We start from the raw sequence: 17,924 nt of genomic DNA, 5'->3' as shown, positions 1-17,924 counted from the left end.
AAATCCTTTTTTAGATAAAATAAAAAGCCATTTCCATAAAGGAAATGGCTTTTGCTACATCTTGCCGTATGCAAGTAAGAAAGTTTTAAACCACCACTCCTCAAAGTGGGTGTTTGCAGAAACGTTCCTGTCGTCCTCTACAATGGAGGCATGACATTCCGGCTTCGATATAAAACTCCCTATTACAGCTTAAAGGTTAAAACTTAATTAACAATACGTACAAAGTAGCTTCTTTTATATAGTACACCATCGGACATATTTTATCAAGGGGTAGATCAATTGTTCAGAAAAACTTTTTTTCGTCCATAAAACTGTTTTTTCGCTAATATATCTAATCATTCGACAAACAAAAAATATATTACAATAAAAAACGGCGCTTTTTAACGGCAAGAAGTCATCACTTTCTTCTATATAATATGTGCACGCAAAAAAACTCCTATCTCACGGATAGGAGTCTTCATTCATTAAAATTTAACAGCAAGCTCTTTTGCTTCTTGTAAACCTTTTTCAACAATTTCTTGTGCTTTATCAGGCGCTGCGTTATGTCCCTCAATGACAACTGTGTGCAAATCTTGAACACCCCAGAAACCAAGAACTGTTTTCATGAAGTTTAATGACATTTCTAGTGAAGCCATTGGTCCTTCTGAATAAACGCCGCCGCGCGCGTTAAGAAGTGCAACTTTTTTGCCGCCCATTAAACCAACTGGTCCTTCTTGTGTGTATTTGAATGTAACGCCTGCGCGAGACAGGTAATCCACATAAGTATGAAGCACTGCTGGCACTGTAAAGTTCCAAAGCGGGAATGCGAATACCACTTTATCAGCTTTTACAAATTGGTTCAGATATTTGTCAGCTGTTGCAGCTTGTTTTTTCTCTTCCTCAGTCATTTCCATACCTTGACCTGCTTTAAATGTTCCGTTAATCATATCTCTTCCAAGGTAAGGAAGGTTTTCTTTATGAAGATCTAATTCAATCACTTCATCACTAGGGTTGTTTTCTTTATATGCAGCTAGAAATGCTTCGTATAGTTTAACTGAAACACCTTCTTCAGCTGTACGGTCACTTGATTTTACAAATAAAACTGTAGACATTTGTATTCCTCCCGGTAAACTTTTTATATTAACTTACAAATAGTATGTTACTTTCTTTTTTATGCAAAGTCAATCACTTTATTTCGAATATGAGATTTTTTCATAAAAAAAAGCAAGTACACTTCATATCGGTGTACTTGCTTGCCATTTTCAGTTTGAATCCTGCTCACGATCTAAAATCTCATACGTTTGAGAGCTTTTTTGATCAATTGTTTCTTTATTAGATAGATCTTTGACCTGTTCATGAAACTCCCTTTCGAATGACGGAGCATCCGTTTCGAAGTCATCCTCTATATCAGCTTGAGCTTCCACTGTCATTCTTGCGTACGGAACAGCTTCCAATCTTTCGTATGGAATGTCTTGACCAGTTTTTTCACAAATGCCGTACGTTCCGTCTTTTATCTTTTGTAAAGCATGATTAACTTCCTCCAAAAGCTCCCGGTCTATTTCTTTTACCGTTTGGTCTGTCATGCGGTCTGTTACAAGTGTTCCGTGGTCAGCCATATGGTTATCGACCCCATTAGACAGCTCTCCTACTTCTTCAGTCATTGATTGTGTTTTCTTTTTTTCGCCAGACAATTCTTTTTGCATATCAAGCAATTTATGGTAGAGATGCTGAGTTTGTTCTTTAGTCAGTGCCATGTGTATCCTCTCCTTTTTTTCTCTGTTCCCCGTTTTGAATACTGACAAACCAAAAAAGCTTTTATGGCACAAAAAAAGCCAAACCATTCTTTGGAGACGGCTGGCCTCAGTCAGTTTATTCAGCTGCATAAATACTTTGTCAGCACCGCTTGCACTTCGCTTAAATCGGTATCTTTCGCAAATTCTAATTCAAAGGTTTTGCTTCTTGTCATTAATAAAAGTCCAGTATCGGGATCAAACATTCCCGCCTCTTGAATGGCAAAGCTTTCAATCGTTTTATATGGAAGAAATACACGTACCTTCTTTTTAGAAAACACCTTATTATCAAAGAAAATGATACGTTTGTTTGTAAAGCAAATTTGGTCAACCCGGAGCTTATAAATCGATTCTATTCTTTCCCCTTCAACGAGCAAAGCTTCAAGCTTCTTTGCGTCAGTTGATCTGCTAACAGAAAAAATACCCAATGAAGAACCCCTCTTTCTGCATTTATCTATTTTTCTTATGACGAGATTACATTAAATAAAATAAGTCCTTTATCCCTATATAAGAATACGACATAGAAGACATTTAAACCATTACGAACAGATTACATTTTTCAAATTTTTGATTTGTTTCTTGTCTTTTGAATTGTTGTCATCATGTAGTACGCACCAAAAGAGAAAAAAGTTTCATTTTCCGTAAATATTTTTTGAAAAATGAGTTTTTTAACGTTTCTTTTGTGTATCTGTTTTATTTTCCCTTTTTGAAACAAAGAAGAACCGCAGCTTAGCTGCGGTTCTTTGCATAACCATCTGTATCTTCAATGTGACATCTTCTGTTTCTTCTTTCTCAGGAATTCGATCGGTGATTATACCTCTTCAAAATATTCTTTATAGTAACCACCGATTTTATTTGTATTATCGACGACAAACAGAAATTCCTCTGTTTCATTCTTCACTTCATATTCTTTCCCCGGAGTTAATACGCGATTTACAATGTATTTTTTTGCGTTTGTCTGAACACACTTTACTTTTTTAATGGTTTCTTTTTCAAGCCAATTTTTATGTATCATGATGAAATCTCCTTTACTTGTCTATAAACCTATTGTAGCTTTTTTCTTTTGTAAATTGCAATATCGGTTATTCATTGATTTTGCCTTGTTTTCTAGTATAGAATGTTTGTATACGCTTACTTCCGCAGTAACGATCACAGCTAATTCCTGCTCTTCAATGAAGCAATATCCATTCTATCACCAAGAATCTCAGAACAGACCATAAAAATGACTGGAGGTTTGTTACGAATGAGTTCTTTAACGATGCAAGTGAGTAAAAGGCTGGAGACATTTTTACAGGGAACAAAGAAGCTTTATATTGATGGAAAGTTTGTTCCGAGTGCCTCAGGGGCAACCTTTGACACGCCCAACCCGGCGACAGGCGAAACCTTAATGACGCTGTATGAAGCCCAGGCAGAGGATGTGGACAAAGCCGTTAAAGCTGCCCGCAAAGCCTTTGATCAAGGCGAGTGGAGAACAATGTCTCCAGCATCGAGAAGCAGACTGATGTATAAGCTGGCAGATTTAATGGAAGAGCATAAAACTGAGCTTGCTCAGCTTGAAACCCTTGATAACGGAAAACCAATAAACGAAACAACAAATGGAGATATTCCGCTGGCTATTGAGCATATGCGCTATTACGCCGGCTGGTGTACAAAAATAACAGGGCAGACAATCCCTGTTTCCGGCTCTTATTTTAATTACACACGCCATGAGCCTGTCGGCGTCGTCGGGCAAATCATCCCATGGAATTTCCCGCTTCTTATGGCGATGTGGAAAATGGGTGCGGCTCTTGCAACCGGCTGTACCATTGTGCTTAAGCCTGCTGAGCAAACCCCGCTTTCAGCTCTTTATTTGGCTGAGTTAATTGATAAAGCCGGTTTCCCTGACGGTGTCATCAATATCATTCCGGGATTCGGTGAGGATGCGGGAGAAGCACTTACCAACCATGAAGCGGTTGATAAAATTGCCTTTACCGGATCAACAGAAATCGGAAAGAAAATCATGGGCACGGCGGCAAAAAGCATTAAGCGGGTCACCCTGGAACTGGGCGGAAAATCACCTAATATTCTGCTCCCGGATGCGAATTTGAAAAAAGCCATTCCAGGCGCTTTAAACGGTGTCATGTTTAACCAAGGCCAAGTCTGCTGTGCGGGCTCACGCGTCTTTATTCATAAAGACCAGTATGATGAAGTTGTCAATGAGATGGTGTCTTATGCTGAATCACTCCGCCAAGGAGCCGGACTTCATAAAGATACCCAAATCGGCCCGCTCGTGAGCAAGGAGCAGCATGAACGCGTTCTTTCTTATATTCAAAAAGGGAAAGATGAAGGGGCTAAAGCTGTCACTGGCGGAAGCTGCCCTTATGAAGAAGGATACTTTGTCGCGCCGACTGTGTTTGCGAATGTTGAAGACGATATGACCATCGCTAAAGAAGAAATTTTCGGACCAGTCCTGACGGCCATACCATATGAAACAGTGGATGAAGTCATTGAACGAGCTAACCATTCTGAATACGGACTTGCTGCCGGACTATGGACCGAGAATGTAAAACAAGCCCATTATATCGCAGATCGTCTTCAAGCCGGCACTGTCTGGGTAAACTGCTATAATGTGTTTGACGCAGCTTCGCCATTCGGCGGTTATAAACAATCCGGACTCGGAAGAGAAATGGGCTCATATGCTCTAGATAACTACACAGAAGTCAAGAGTGTCTGGATTAATCTTGAGGACTAAAAGGTTTTTCAAAAAAACTGCTGCCAGCCAGCAGTTTTTTTCTTTCAGTAATGGCGGCAAAAGCAGATGAATATATATCTTCTGAAGGAGTTGAGCGGGATGAGCACACTTCAGGAGAAGGTGAGGCGTTATCAGCAAAAAACCATTTCAGAGCTGAAAGATAGGCAAAATGATGACGGTTCTTGGACATTTTGCTTTGAAGGGCCAATCATGACGAATTCTTTTTTTATTCTGCTCCTCAGCTCACTTGATGAAGGTGAAAATGAAAAAGAACTCATTTCGGCACTCGCAGTCGGCATTCGCGAAAATCAGCAGCCAGACGGAACGTTTAACAATTTTCCTGACGAAACAGGCGGCAATATAACAGCTACCGTCCAAGGATATGTCGGAATGCTGGCTTCAGGATGCTACCATCGAACTGATCCGCACATGAAAAAAGCTGAACAATTCATTGCTTCACATGGCGGCTTGAGAAATATTCATTTTATGACAAAATGGATGCTTGCAGCAAATGGCCTTTACCCTTGGCCCGCTTTATATTTGCCATTGTCGCTTTTAGCAATTCCCCCAACATTCCCGGTTCATTTTTATCAGTTCAGCACATATGCCCGTATACACTTTGCCCCGATGGCCGTAACACTCAATCAGCGATTCACACTAAAAAACCGCAAAATTCAATCTCTCCGCCACCTCGACCCGCACATGACAAAAAATCCTTTGACTTGGCTCCGTTCCGATGCTTTCGAGGAGAGAGACCTCTCTTCTGTTCTGACTCATTGGAAGCGCATTTTTCGTGCACCCTTTGCTCTTCAGGAACTGGGCTTACACACAGCTAAAACGTATATGCTTGACCGGATTGAAAAAGACGGCACACTGTACAGTTATGCAAGCGCCACAATATTTATGGTATACAGCCTTCTGTCACTTGGTGTGTCACGCCATTCACCGGTCATCCGAAGGGCAATAAATGGCATCAAAGCATTGGTGGCTGAATGCGGCGGCATTCCTTACTTAGAAAATTCCACATCCACTGTTTGGGATACTGCATTAATCACCTATGCGCTTCAGCAAAACGGCGTTGCCGAAACAGACGGTACAATGACAAAAGCCGCTTCGTTTTTACAAAAGCGGCAGCATACCAAGATAGCAGATTGGTCTGTCAAAAATCCAAATGTATCTCCAGGCGGCTGGGGATTTTCAAATATCAACACGAATAACCCTGATTGTGACGACACCGCAGCCGTCTTAAAAGCAATTCCCCGCAACTTCTCTCCTTCTTCTTGGGAGCGAGGTGTGGCTTGGCTTTTATCGATGCAGAACAATGATGGAGGGTTTTCCGCCTTTGAAAAAAATGTGAACCACCCTCTTATCCGCCACCTCCCGCTTGAATCCGCCGAGGATGCGGCTGTTGATCCCTCAACCGCCGACCTTACCGGGCGGGTGCTGCACTTTTTAGGTGAAAAAGCCGGCTTTTCAGTAAAACATCACCACATTCAGCGTGCTGTGAACTGGCTTTTTGAAAACCAGGAACATAATGGATCTTGGTACGGACGATGGGGTGTTTGCTACATTTATGGCACATGGGCTGCCTTGACCGGTATGCACGCCTGCGGAGTTGTTCGAACACATCCTTCGATACAAAAGGCAATCCGGTGGCTCAAAACCGTACAAAATGATGACGGCAGCTGGGGTGAATCCTGCAAAAGCGCGGAGGTCAAAACCTATGTGCCGCTTAAAGAAGGAACCATTATACAAACTGCATGGGCTTTAGATGCTTTATTACAATTTGAAAAACCCAGTCATTCAGCAATTGTGAAAGGAATGAACTACCTCATGGACAACAGTTCTCATGACGGTAGAAGCTTGACTTATCCAGTGGGTATCGGGCTGCCAAAGCAATTTTATATTCGTTACCATAGTTACCCTTATGTGTTCCCTTTGCTGGCTGTCAGCAAGTATTTGAATTCTATTGAAAAGGAGACAGCAAATGAAACGTGAATCTTATCAAAACGAGATGTTCAATTGGTGTGAAGCCTTAAAAGATCAGATTCAAAAACGAGGACAGCTTGATCAATTTGAGGATCAAATCGAAAAGATGATTGAAGCGCTGGAGGATGACCAGACGACAGAAGAAGAGTGGTATCAGCAGGCCGCCACACTCTATCGTGATATTACACAATCAGAAGAAACAGGTGAAAGACGTGCCTTCGTTCCTATAGGAAAACATGTTCTCCCAAAGCTTCCGTACAAGTACTCCGCTTTAGAACCTTATATTTCACGTGATATTATGGTGCTTCATCATACAAAGCATCATCAAAGCTATGTTGACGGACTGAATAAGGCAGAATTGGCGCTTAAGAATGCCAGAGCTTCAAAGAACTATGACTTGATCACTCATTGGGAAAGAGAGCTGGCATTTCATGGAGCCGGCCATTATTTGCACAGTATTTTTTGGTTTTCTATGCATCCAAACGGAAAAAGACGTCCTACTGGAGCATTGTTTCAAATGATCGATCTTTCATTTGGAAGCTATTCGGCCTTTAAGGAGCATTTTACCCAAGCTGCAAAAAAAGTGGAGGGTGTCGGGTGGGCCATTCTTGTCTGGTCCCCTCGTTCCGGACGGCTTGAGATTTTAGCCGCAGAGAAGCACCAGCACTTCAGCCAGTGGGATGTTATCCCTCTTTTGCCGCTTGATGTATGGGAACATGCTTACTATTTGCAATATAAAAATGACCGCGGGAGCTATGTTGATCATTGGTGGAATGTAGTCGATTGGCGTGAAGCCGAAAAACGTTTTGAACAGGCAAAAGAAGTTGTATGGAAACTCTATTAAAAAAGCCCCCTTTTCCAGGGGGCTTCATTTTTTAAAAAACACCTAATACATGTAAAAATACAATAATGATTGCAACAGGTGAAAGATAACGTATCAGCAGAAGCCAAACCGCGAACCACTTTCGCTTGAGGTTTGAGCCGCTTTTCAGCTCGTTAAACAAATCCTCTTTCGGTATTTTTAACGGTACAAAGATAGAAATCAATAACGCTCCTGACGGCATTAAAATATTGCTGACCAGAAAATCAGCTGCGTCAAAAATAGACATGTGAAAAATGGTAACATCACTTAAAACCCCGTATGATAACGCAGACGGTACGCCGACCAGAAAGATAGCAATCCCGCCGATCCAAGCAAATCGTTTTCTTTTACTAACATCGCCTTTAGAAAGCACAGCGACCAAAATTTCAAGCATTGAAAAGGCAGAGGTCAGTGCCGCAAATAAAAATAGAATTAAAAATGCTAATAAAAAGACAATTCCGAACGGCATTTGATTAAACACAGTCGGCAGCACATTAAATAACAGAACAGGCCCTTGATCCGGTTTGAGGCCGAATGAAAAAACAGCTGGAAAGATCGCGATGCCCGCCATAATGGCGACAAGGACATTCAAAACCGTAACAGATACAGCAGACTGCACCAGATTTTCTTGTTTCTCTAGATAAGCACTATACGTTACCATTACAGATACACCGACACTTAATAAGAAGAAGGACTGGCCCATCGCATATAATATCGTATTGGCGTCAATCGCAGAGATATCAGGTGTCAGGAAAAACTTAATACCTTCTATCGCTCCATGAAGTGTAACTGAACGCACCATTAAAATGATAAATAATATAAAAAGCGCCGGCATTAAAATTTGGCTTGCTTTTTCAATTCCGCTGCTTACACCTTTTGCGACAACCAAAATTGTGACCAGCATAAACAGCAGCTGGCCTCCTACAGCCAAATAAGGATTTGAAATAGTATTCGCAAACAGCGTATTAAATCCTGACGTATGCGATAAACCGCCGGTAAAGCCTTTAAAAATGTAATTTAAAATCCATCCGCCGACGACGCTGTAGAATGATAACAGAATAAAGCACGTCGCCATGCCCAAATAGCCTATCCAATGCCACTTAGACCCTGGAGCAAGAGATTTATAGGATTGGACGGCATCTTGCTGTGTTTTTCTGCCTATGATGAATTCACCGAGCAATAATGGCAGTCCGATTAAAATTGTAAATAAAATAAAAATAAATAAAAACGCGCCTCCTCCGCTGGTGCCTGCTACATATGGGAATTTCCATATTGCACCGAGACCGATAGCCGATCCAGCCGCAGCTAAAATAAAGCCCAGCTTCGAAGACCATTGATTAGCTTCCTTCACCCTATCACTCCTATTTTCCAAAACAGCTTAAAGGTTCATTGTAAGAATATCTACCTATATAGTCAAGAATATTTTGATTAGTTTACATAATATATTTATCATCTATCTACATAGATATATCAGAATACAGTCAATCTATCAATATTGCATTATTCAGAAAATTAATTATAATAGGGGAATACCAAAAAATCTGTAAGGATTTCTGCTGGAGTTCTTGATCAGTGTATGAGGAGTGTTTTTATGGAAAACATCAGAAAGATAAGTCATTTCGCGGGACAAACCTTCGGAATCTGGGTCATTGTTTTTGCCGTGCTCGGATTTTCTTTCCCGTCATTATTTTCTTGGATCAGTTCTTATATTACGATTTTCCTTGGCATTATTATGTTTGGAATGGGGCTAACACTGCAAACCGATGATTTTAAAGAGCTACTCAGAAAACCTTTGTACGTCATTATCGGAGTGATTGCCCAATATACGATTATGCCGCTTGTTGCTTTCGGCTTAGCCTATGGCCTGCATCTCCCCTCGGAAATCGCGGTAGGCGTTATTCTCGTTGGCTGCTGTCCCGGTGGAACTGCCTCTAATGTCATGACATTTTTAGCAAAAGGCAATACGGCCCTGTCTGTTGCTGTCACTACGATTTCCACCTTGTTGGCACCTGTTTTGACGCCGGTTTTGATTATGCTGTTTGCCAAGGAATGGCTGCCTGTCTCACCTGGCTCGTTATTTATTTCGATTTTGCAGGCTGTATTGATTCCAATCATTGCAGGCCTAGTCGTCAAAATATTTTTCAAAAAACAGGTCGCAAAAGCCGTTCATGCCCTGCCGCTTGTTTCAGTCATCGGTATCGTTGCCATTGTGTCAGCTGTTGTAAGCGGCAACCGGGAAAACCTGCTTCAATCAGGTTTGCTTATTTTTTCAGTAGTCATCCTGCATAACGGGTTTGGATATTTACTGGGATTTCTTTGTGCAAAGCTGTTAAAAATGGATTATTCGTCTCAAAAAGCAATTGCAATTGAAGTCGGCATGCAAAACTCAGGGCTTGGCGCAGCACTTGCCACGGCACATTTTTCACCGCTATCTGCCGTTCCGAGCGCGATTTTCAGTGTATGGCACAACCTTTCGGGCTCCCTGCTCGCTACATATTGGTCTAAAAAAGGTAAGAATCCAAAAGAAGATTCAAACAGCACAGAACTGTCTCTTTAACATTCTATTGTATATAAAAAGGTACATCACGTTTATCCGTGATGTACCTTTTTAATTTTATCCCTCTAATAAAAGCTGTTCAGGATCTTCTAGTAAGTTTTTAATTGTGACAAGGAATCCAACTGCTTCTTTACCGTCTACAATTCGGTGATCATAAGATAAAGCGATATACATCATCGGACGGTTTTCGAAACGCTCTTCATCAATTGCGACAGGGCGCAGCTGAATCTTATGCATACCCAGGATACCAACTTGAGGGCTGTTTAAAATCGGTGTCGACATGAGTGAACCGAAAGTCCCTCCGTTTGTAATGGTAAATGAGCCTCCTTGCAGCTCACCAAGGGTCAATTTATTGCTTCTCGCTTTTTTCGCAAGCTCGCCGATTTCTTTTTCAATGCCTGCAAATGTCAGGCGGTCTGCATCACGTACAACTGGAACGACAAGTCCTTCCTCAGCTGCGACAGCGATTCCGATATCATAGAATTTTTTAACAATCAGCTCATCGCCTTGAATTTCTGCATTCAAGAGCGGATATTTTTTCAAAGCCGCTACAACAGCTTTTGTAAAGAAAGACATAAAGCCGAGCTTCACTTCATTTTGCTCAAAGAATTGGTCTTTGCGGCGTTTTCTAAGATTCATAACAGCCGTCATGTCAACTTCATTAAATGTAGTCAGCATCGCAGATGTTTGCTGTACTTCGACTAGACGTTTTGCGATTGTCTGTCTGCGGCGTGACATTTTTTGCACTTCAACAGGCTTTTCAAAGCTTTGCTGTGTTTTTTGAGCCTGCGGCTGCTGTTTTTGCTGAGGAGCTGGTTTCGCCGCCGGTTTTTCATACGCCTCAACATCCTGTTTGCGCACTCTTCCAAGCGGGTCGCCAGTCGGAACCTGAGACAGGTCAATCCCTTTCTCTCTCGCCAGCTTACGGGCAGAAGGAGATGCGATTGTTCTTGATTTTGCTTCAGTTTGCGCTTCCTGGCTCACTTCTTGCGCCGCTGGTTCAGCTTGCTTTTCTTCTTTTTCACTTTCTTTGCTTTCAGCCTTCTCTGAAGGAGCAGGGGCAGAACTTTCACCCGCGCCTTCTGTAATGGTACCGATAATTTCTCCAACTTGGACGGTATCACCCGAATCTTTCAATACCTCTTGAAGAACACCCGATTCTTCTGCTGTCAATTCAACATTTACTTTATCCGTTTCAAGTTCAAGCAGATATTCACCCTGTTCTACATAATCACCGGGCTGCTTTAACCATTGGGCTATTGTTCCTTCTGAGATTGATTCTGCTAATTCAGGTACCTTAATTTCCGCCATTTTTTCATTTCCCCCTTAGTTTTTGCGAGTCAAGCTATCAGATACAATACGTTCCTGTTCTTTTTTATGAACTGTCGGATCTCCCTCTGCAGGACTGGATCGTCTTCTTCGTCCAATATATTGAACGCTTACTCCTTCTGGTGCAAGTTCTGTCAAATAAGGGCTGATGTAGCTCCAAGCCCCCATGTTCTGCGGCTCTTCCTGAACCCAAACGATTTCTTTAAGGTTCGGAAGCTTTGCAAATAATTCTTTGACTCCTTTTGCAGGGAATGGATACAGCTGTTCAATTCTCGCAATGTGAAGCCACTCTTTCCCGTCTTCTAACTTGTTGAAATGATCGCTGATGTCTATAGATACTTTACCGCTGGATAATACGAGCCGCGTTACTTTTTCATACTCATGAGAAAGTCCTGACTGTTCGTAAACAGGCTGGAAGCGGCTTTCGCTGAGCTCCTGCACTTCAGAAACGGTATTCGGATTGCGCAGAAGGCTCTTCGGCGTCATGATGACGAGCGGACGAATTTCCTCACGCAGCAGCATTTTAGCCTGTCTTCTTAATATATGAAAATATTGAGCGGCGCTTGTCAGGTTGGCAACCGTCCAGTTATTCTCAGCAGCTAGCTGCAGGAACCGCTCGATTCTACCGCTTGAATGCTCAGGGCCCTGTCCCTCATAACCGTGCGGCAGCAGCATCACTAATCCGGATTTTTGGCCCCATTTTGCTCGTCCGGCAGAAATAAATTGGTCAAAGTACACTTGAGCAGCATTGGCAAAATCCCCATACTGCGCTTCCCAAAGGACAAGTGTTTCAGGTGAATACACATTATAGCCGTATTCAAAACCGAGTACAGATCCTTCAGACAGCGGGCTGTTATGAACGGCAAATGATGTGTCACAATCTGACAAATGGTGCAGCGGCACAAATTCCTTGCCTGTCTCACTGTCGTGAAGCACAAGGTTTCTTTGGGCAAACGTTCCGCGCTCAGAATCCTGTCCTGTTAATCGAATCGGTGTTCCGTCTTTCAGAATGGAAGCAAACGCGAGAGATTCAGCCAATGACCATTCCACTTTTCTGTCATCATCAAACGCTTTGGCCCGTCTTTCCAAAATGCGTTTTAGCTTACCGAATACATTAAACGACTCCGGCCAATTGACCAGTTCGCCATTCAGCTTGCGGAGCACATCAAAATCAATAGATGTATCTACATCCGGAAAGCCGTTGGAAACAGGTTCCGGAAGTTCTATTTCACTGGCGATATGTTCCTTTTTAGCCGGCACTTTTTGATAAGCGTCTTCTATGCGTTTCGTTACCGACTTTTCAATGTTTTGAACAACTTCCTCGGTTAGCACCCCTTCTTTAACGAGCTTTTCCGCGAAAATATGTTTGACAGTCGGATGCTTTCTTACAGCGTCATACAGCATCGGCTGAGTAGTTGACGGCTCATCCATTTCGTTGTGTCCATAGCGTCTGTACCCGATCAAGTCAATCAGAAAGTCCTTGTTGAATGTTTTTCGGTATTCTACTGCAAACTTAACAGCTGAAAGACAGGCTTCAGGATCGTCCGCATTTACGTGAACAATCGGAATTTCATAGCCCTTCGCCAGGTCACTGGCATAGTTTGTTGATCTTGATTCAGCGCTTTCTGTTGTGAATCCGATCATGTTATTGGCGATAATATGAATCGCACCGCCGACTTGATACCCTTTTAAAGAGCTTAAATTCAATGTTTCAGCTACAATTCCTTCCCCCGGGAACGCAGCGTCTCCATGAATTAAAATCGCAAGTGATTTTGTTTCATCCTGAACCGGATATCCGCTTTGTGTTCTTGTTTCCTGCGCCGCTCTTGTGCTGCCTTCAACAATCGGATTGATAAATTCCAAGTGGCTCGGGTTATTCGCCAGCGTAATGCGCGCTGACTTCGTTTCAGCGTCATGAAGCTCACGGTTCGCTCCCAGATGATATTTGACATCCCCCGTCCATCCGTAGCTGATGCCGATTGATCCTTCAGACGGGACAAGATCCTTGTTCGGCGCGTGCTGGAATTCTGAGAAGATGATTTCATACGGTTTGCCCAGCACATGTGCCAGCACATTCAGGCGGCCCCTGTGCGCCATACCGATGTTGACGCTCGTTGTACCTGATTTGACAGATTGTGCAATAATGTCATCAAGCACTGGAACGAGAGCGTCCAGACCCTCAATTGAAAAACGCTTCTGCCCGACGAAGGTCCGATGTAAAAATTGCTCGAATCCCTCTACTTCCATCAGTCTCTCCAGCACAGCTGACAGCTTTTCGGCTGAGTTCTTTTGGAACAATTCACCGGATTCAATCTTTTGAGTCAGCCATTCGCGCTCTTTAAAGTCGTGTACATGATCAAATTCAAATGAGATGGTTCTTTTATACGTATTTCGTAAATATTGAATGGCTTCTAAACCGTTCGTAATGTTTGTAGGAGCGTCTTTACAAATGACCGACGCAGGTATTTCTTTTATTTCCTCTTCTGTTAGCCCGTAATCGGATAATGGAAAGAGCTCGCTCTTTTTCCCATCCTTTCTGAGCGGATTGACGGAAGCGTTCAAATGGCCATAGGTTCGTATATCTTCTGCAAGTCTGATTGCTGATGCGATCTTTTGTATCAGATCGGCTGTAACACGTCCCTTTTCTTTTGTTCCCGATGCCTCTTTTATATCGCTTGGAGGAGCTCCGAGTTCGTCGAACATTTCCTTCAGATCCGGATCAATGCTGTTCGGATCCTGGGTGTACTGATCGTAAAGCTCCAGGGCATAACCGAGGTTCGGACCGTAAAAATCTTCCCAATTCATTCGTTGTTTCATATTATTTTGAAACATTTGAATATTACCCCCAACCTAGATAATCAAGTGATTTATTCACTATCTTAAAATAACTTTCGAACGCTGTGTCCAAAATTATGTAATAAAAACGCTTCCAACGATATTTTACCACTGTTTGCAATTTGATTCTACCTTGATTGTTCACAAAATAGTAAAAAACCTTTATAAAAAACAAAAAATTTAATCATTTAAAAAAAGAAACGCCAAAAAGCATAGAATAAAGGGTTATCCTATGCTTTTATGGAGCAGTTTTTTAAGAAGCGGATACAGTACATCCGGAAGCTGATCGACATCCGGGACAAATATACTGAACTTCCCGTACATATCCTGTATCGTTTTCATTTGTGATTCTTCAATTTCCGAGTTGGAGAGAAAAACATTTATGACTTCTATTCCTCTTTTTCGAGCTTCGATAACCGCTTCACTTGTATCGACAATTCCATTTTGCTCATAACCAAATGCGGCCGGCTCTCCGTCAGAGAACACGATTAAGAATTTTTGCGCCTCGCTCCGCTGCAGCATTTTTTTCGTCATTTGCCTGATCGCATAGCCGTCACGGTTGTCTTCCTCAGGTTCAAGCTGCATAATCGCCGGTCCCGCCGCCTTTCTTAAGGATGACTGAAATGGAATTACCGTATTAAAATAGTTCGGCTGACTCGTTTCGGTCGCATCGTTTGTATCCTCCCAGAAACCGACAATTTGATGCGGGACTGCTACCGACTTCAGGGCTTCGTGAAACAATACGATTCCCCGCTTCGTTTCATCCATTTTGTCGAACATGCTTGCTGAACAGTCGACCAGCAATGTAAAAACAGCGTCAATTTCTGAAGAAGGCTCTTGTTTTTTGTAAAAAAGACGCGGATTCCACTCCGTAAAATAACGGAGAAGCTTGTTGTTCAGACGGCCCGCGTGAAGGTCAGTCCTTGGCAGCGTTTTTTTGTGTTCAAGCGTTTTTTGAATCATCTGTTTCAAACGCTTCTGATACGATTCGATCGATTTTGCCTGCTGTTTATAAGAAAGCTCTTCATCTTGTGTTGCAGGCTGCGGTTCTTTATAAATCGCAAACGCGAATTTATTTTCCTTTCCGTTGGCAAGACCCGCACCGTTCGGCTGGTCTTTTTTGGACTCCAGCGCTTCCAGTTTGGAATAGTCTTTTCGTTTTGTCTGTCTGGCTGAACCTTGAACAGAGCCGAGGGCCTGGTCTCCATCGTCCCCTTCTCGAGAAGCATCTTTTCCTAAATCAGATTTTGCGCCGTGTTCAATATCAAATTGAAGGAAGCTTTTAGACGGCGCTTCTGTTTCACGGTGCCAAGTCGGCATTTCTTCATCGTGAATATCTTCATCGCCGTCTGACTTTTTCGGAAGCGTTATGTCATCGCTCAGCTTCGGCGCTTTTTTCTCTTCTTCAAATAACGGCTGCTCTGCAGCTTTTGCATAATCTAACTCAGGCAAAAAGAAGTAGGTATTCAGCATGTCTTTATCAAGCACCTCTTCAAGTCCGTCCATGATATCTTCGACAATTTTCAGAACGTGATGTGTAGAATCAGCTTCATACACACGCAAGAGCTGCTGTTCGATAAACGGGCGCATCAGATCAATATCATCACGCATAGACGGGATGGCTTCCAGAGGCGATTCCGCCGTCAGCTTGACATACATGGCGCAAAAGAGCGCATCCGTAAAAATGCTTCGTTCTAAATTTAAAGTCAGCTGCGTGGAGAAATGTTTTCTGTACATGTCTTTTCGTTTTGCAAATACATGCTTTGTCCCAGGACGCTCGTGTTTGATACATTCTTCAATTCTGATGTCCTCAAGCAGCATAAACAGCTGTTTGGCAAAGCTTTTGTACGTAAGATTGTGCTGGATATAATCCAAAAGGCTCGCAAACTCTTGCAGCGAGCTGTATTTTGTTCCGACCGATCGAAGGTAGACATCGCTTTTGAGACCTGCTTCCATATCTTCAGCTGCTCTGTCCTTCCAAAAGTGGCTCATGTAGATTTTTTTTTCAAATGGGTTGTAGTAGGACTGAACGCCATACTCCACTTCCACTGCCTCACTTTTGGTGAGCGTTTTGGCCAAATCGGTCAGCATCATAAATAAAAACGAGTCAATTGTGCTGTCATTAAATTTGATAAATTTCATCGCACATCCCTCATTCAAACAGAGTTTCTGCGATATTTCGGACCGCCGCCTTTTCACGGTCATCGTCAAGCTTCTCTACAATTCCGCGTTCGATGGCGCGTAGCGGCGGAATATAAGCGGCTAAATCACACGTATCAATTAAAGCTCTGATGGATGCCGCTTCTTCAGACACCTGCCCGTTATTGGCCTGAACGATCAAATCAGAAGACAGCGTGATAAACCGGTCAATCAATTTCTCATCATGAAGAGCAGACTGAGACATGAGTACTTGTTTCAGCAGCTCGCCTTTAATATACGGCACATCAATGATGACAAAACGGTTTTTAAGCGCTTCATTCAGCGGAACGGTTCCGACGTAGCCTTCATTGATGGCAGCGATGACTCCAAACCCTTCTTTTGCCCGAACGACTTCTCCTGTAAACGGATTTGTCATCATTTTTCTGTAGTCCAATACACCGTTTAAGATGGGCAGGGTTTCGGGTTTTGCCATATTAATTTCATCTATATAAAGAAAGTGGCCTTCATTCATGGCCGTTGTCACAGGTCCCGAGACAAACTCGATCGTCGCCTGGCCAGATTGATTTTCAATGGTTTTATAGCCGACCAGCGCTTCAGCATCCAAATCAACTGAGCAGTTGACACTGTGCATTGGTTTATGAAAATAGCTGGACAATGTTTCTGCCAGCTTAGTTTTACCTGAGCCTGTAGGTCCTTTTAACAGGATATTTTTCCCCATCGCTAATGCGATAATGGCATCGAATAAAATGGCTTCATCCTCCGCCTCATAGCCTGATGTCCCAATAAGCGATTGAAATTCTGGAGAAATCGGCTGGCTTTTATATGATAAAAGCTTATTTTGTATATCTTCCGGCAATATTAAATGCTGCAATTGAGATGTCATAGACAGGTTTCCTTTCCTATTCGTATTCCATTAACGAGTATACTAAAAAAGCCCCTGTATGCTCAATACAAAAGGGCTCCCGCTATATTACTGTTTCTCGTTATTGCCAGAAAGCGCTCCGCAGACAATTCGCGCTCCTGAATTTCCGCTCGGATTCGTCAAATAGTCGTCAGCCTGTTCATGAATAATAAACGCGCTGCCATCCTGGTCGAGAATATTCAATTTGCTTCCTTTTTGTAAAGAGGTTTCAGGCGCATTCATAATAACATCTACTTTCCCGTCTGCGCCGACTTCAAGATTCGGAAGATCTCCGGCATGATGTCCCATCGGATTATTGAAGCCGTGTTCTTTGTTCAGCGGATTAAAAGGTCCGCCCGCGGATTCAAAATCCGGCCTGACACATGATCCTTTTTCATAAATATGAAACCCGAGTGAAGCCCCAGGTGTCAGGCTGTGTGCTGAAATGTGGAAATCGAGCCCTTCGTCTTCTGACTCTTTTATTTCAATAAATCCGACTTTTTTGCCTTCTCTATTGACCAGCTGAATCTGATGACGAAACGCTGAGGTTTCTATTACCTTTTTTTCCGGTACCCGCCGCGGATGATCAGGAGGTGTTTCCTGATTGCATCCCGCAAGACCCAGTGCCGTCAGCACGATAAGGAGCAAGAAACGATTCATGCTGTCTCCCCCTTGTTTTTTCTAACAGTCTGGTCAATCATATTCCGATATAAACTAAAAAAAGCCTTTTAAAAGGCTCAGCTTGTAGAGAAAACGATGTTTTTTCTACAAGCTTTTTTGTTTTATACAGT

14 protein-coding genes and 1 other RNA gene are annotated in these 17,924 nt (G+C 42.6%); 4 read left to right on the top strand and 11 right to left on the bottom strand.

Going from position 1 to position 17,924, the window contains the following annotated elements; translation table 11 throughout:
• Positions 1-47: 47 nt before the first annotated feature.
• From ssrS to LNN34_RS05685, 5 genes are all read right to left on the bottom strand, one after another.
• Positions 48-234, bottom strand: a non-coding RNA gene (gene ssrS, locus LNN34_RS05705) — 6S RNA.
• A gap of 230 nt (positions 235-464) precedes the next feature.
• A complete protein-coding gene (gene azoJ / locus LNN34_RS05700) occupies positions 465-1,091 on the bottom strand; it encodes an FMN-dependent NADH-azoreductase AzoJ (RefSeq protein ID WP_202657168.1) in 627 nt (208 codons plus the stop codon).
• A gap of 150 nt (positions 1,092-1,241) precedes the next feature.
• Positions 1,242-1,733 carry a TraR/DksA family transcriptional regulator gene (locus LNN34_RS05695; protein ID WP_229042961.1) on the bottom strand — a complete coding sequence of 164 codons (492 nt, stop codon included), beginning with the start codon at positions 1,731-1,733 and terminating at the stop codon, positions 1,242-1,244.
• A gap of 119 nt (positions 1,734-1,852) precedes the next feature.
• Positions 1,853-2,197, bottom strand: a complete 345-nt coding sequence (locus tag LNN34_RS05690) for a PH domain-containing protein (RefSeq protein WP_024121720.1) — start codon at positions 2,195-2,197, stop codon at positions 1,853-1,855.
• A gap of 383 nt (positions 2,198-2,580) precedes the next feature.
• Positions 2,581-2,784 (bottom strand): DUF6501 family protein, encoded by a 204-nt coding sequence (locus tag LNN34_RS05685; protein WP_024121722.1) that lies wholly within the window; start codon positions 2,782-2,784, stop codon positions 2,581-2,583.
• Between the two features lie 228 nt (positions 2,785-3,012).
• Between LNN34_RS05685 and dhaS the strand changes: the two genes are divergently transcribed.
• The 3 genes from dhaS (at position 3,013) to LNN34_RS05670 (ending at position 7,333) form a co-directional block, all read left to right on the top strand.
• Complete coding sequence (dhaS, locus tag LNN34_RS05680) at positions 3,013-4,500, top strand: aldehyde dehydrogenase DhaS (RefSeq protein WP_024121723.1); 1,488 nt, start codon at positions 3,013-3,015, stop codon at positions 4,498-4,500.
• Positions 4,501-4,599: 99 nt separating this feature from the next.
• Positions 4,600-6,498, top strand: coding sequence for a prenyltransferase/squalene oxidase repeat-containing protein (locus LNN34_RS05675; protein WP_229042960.1), 1,899 nt, complete (start codon positions 4,600-4,602; stop codon positions 6,496-6,498).
• Complete coding sequence (locus LNN34_RS05670) at positions 6,488-7,333, top strand: superoxide dismutase (protein ID WP_044155550.1); 846 nt, start codon at positions 6,488-6,490, stop codon at positions 7,331-7,333. Before LNN34_RS05675 ends, LNN34_RS05670 begins: the two co-directional genes overlap by 11 nt.
• Before the next feature lie 31 nt (positions 7,334-7,364).
• Here LNN34_RS05670 and LNN34_RS05665 read toward each other — a convergent pair whose 3' ends face one another.
• Positions 7,365-8,702 carry a sodium-dependent transporter gene (locus LNN34_RS05665; RefSeq protein WP_229042959.1) on the bottom strand — a complete coding sequence of 446 codons (1,338 nt, stop codon included), beginning with the start codon at positions 8,700-8,702 and terminating at the stop codon, positions 7,365-7,367.
• 240 nt (positions 8,703-8,942) lie between these two features.
• Here LNN34_RS05665 and LNN34_RS05660 point away from each other — a divergent pair, with 240 nt between their 5' ends.
• Complete coding sequence (locus tag LNN34_RS05660) at positions 8,943-9,908, top strand: bile acid:sodium symporter family transporter (protein WP_229042958.1); 966 nt, start codon at positions 8,943-8,945, stop codon at positions 9,906-9,908.
• A 57-nt stretch (positions 9,909-9,965) separates the two neighbouring features.
• On the opposite strand, the gene odhB is transcribed toward LNN34_RS05660, so the two are convergent.
• The 5 genes from odhB to LNN34_RS05635 form a co-directional block, all read right to left on the bottom strand.
• Positions 9,966-11,219, bottom strand: a complete 1,254-nt coding sequence (gene odhB / locus LNN34_RS05655) for a 2-oxoglutarate dehydrogenase complex dihydrolipoyllysine-residue succinyltransferase (RefSeq protein ID WP_059293272.1) — start codon at positions 11,217-11,219, stop codon at positions 9,966-9,968.
• 15 nt (positions 11,220-11,234) lie between these two features.
• The gene (gene sucA, locus LNN34_RS05650) at positions 11,235-14,069 is read right to left on the bottom strand and encodes a 2-oxoglutarate dehydrogenase E1 component (RefSeq protein WP_059293273.1); all 2,835 of its coding nucleotides are present in this window, start codon (positions 14,067-14,069) and stop codon (positions 11,235-11,237) included.
• Positions 14,070-14,297: 228 nt separating this feature from the next.
• Entirely contained in the window at positions 14,298-16,214 is a 1,917-nt protein-coding gene (locus tag LNN34_RS05645; protein ID WP_229042957.1) for a vWA domain-containing protein, read from the bottom strand.
• A gap of 10 nt (positions 16,215-16,224) precedes the next feature.
• Complete coding sequence (locus tag LNN34_RS05640; RefSeq protein WP_059352493.1) at positions 16,225-17,115, bottom strand: AAA family ATPase; 891 nt, start codon at positions 17,113-17,115, stop codon at positions 16,225-16,227.
• A gap of 87 nt (positions 17,116-17,202) precedes the next feature.
• Positions 17,203-17,793 (bottom strand): superoxide dismutase family protein, encoded by a 591-nt coding sequence (locus tag LNN34_RS05635; protein ID WP_059336574.1) that lies wholly within the window; start codon positions 17,791-17,793, stop codon positions 17,203-17,205.
• Between the last annotated feature and the right edge of the window lie 131 nt (positions 17,794-17,924).

Origin of the sequence: Bacillus sp. AF23 (genome assembly GCF_020861455.1) — a bacterium.
Classification (GTDB): domain Bacteria; phylum Bacillota; class Bacilli; order Bacillales; family Bacillaceae; genus Bacillus; species Bacillus halotolerans.
The sequence above is the reverse complement of the archived record's forward strand: the minus strand, read 5'-3'. Positions and strand labels throughout refer to the sequence as shown.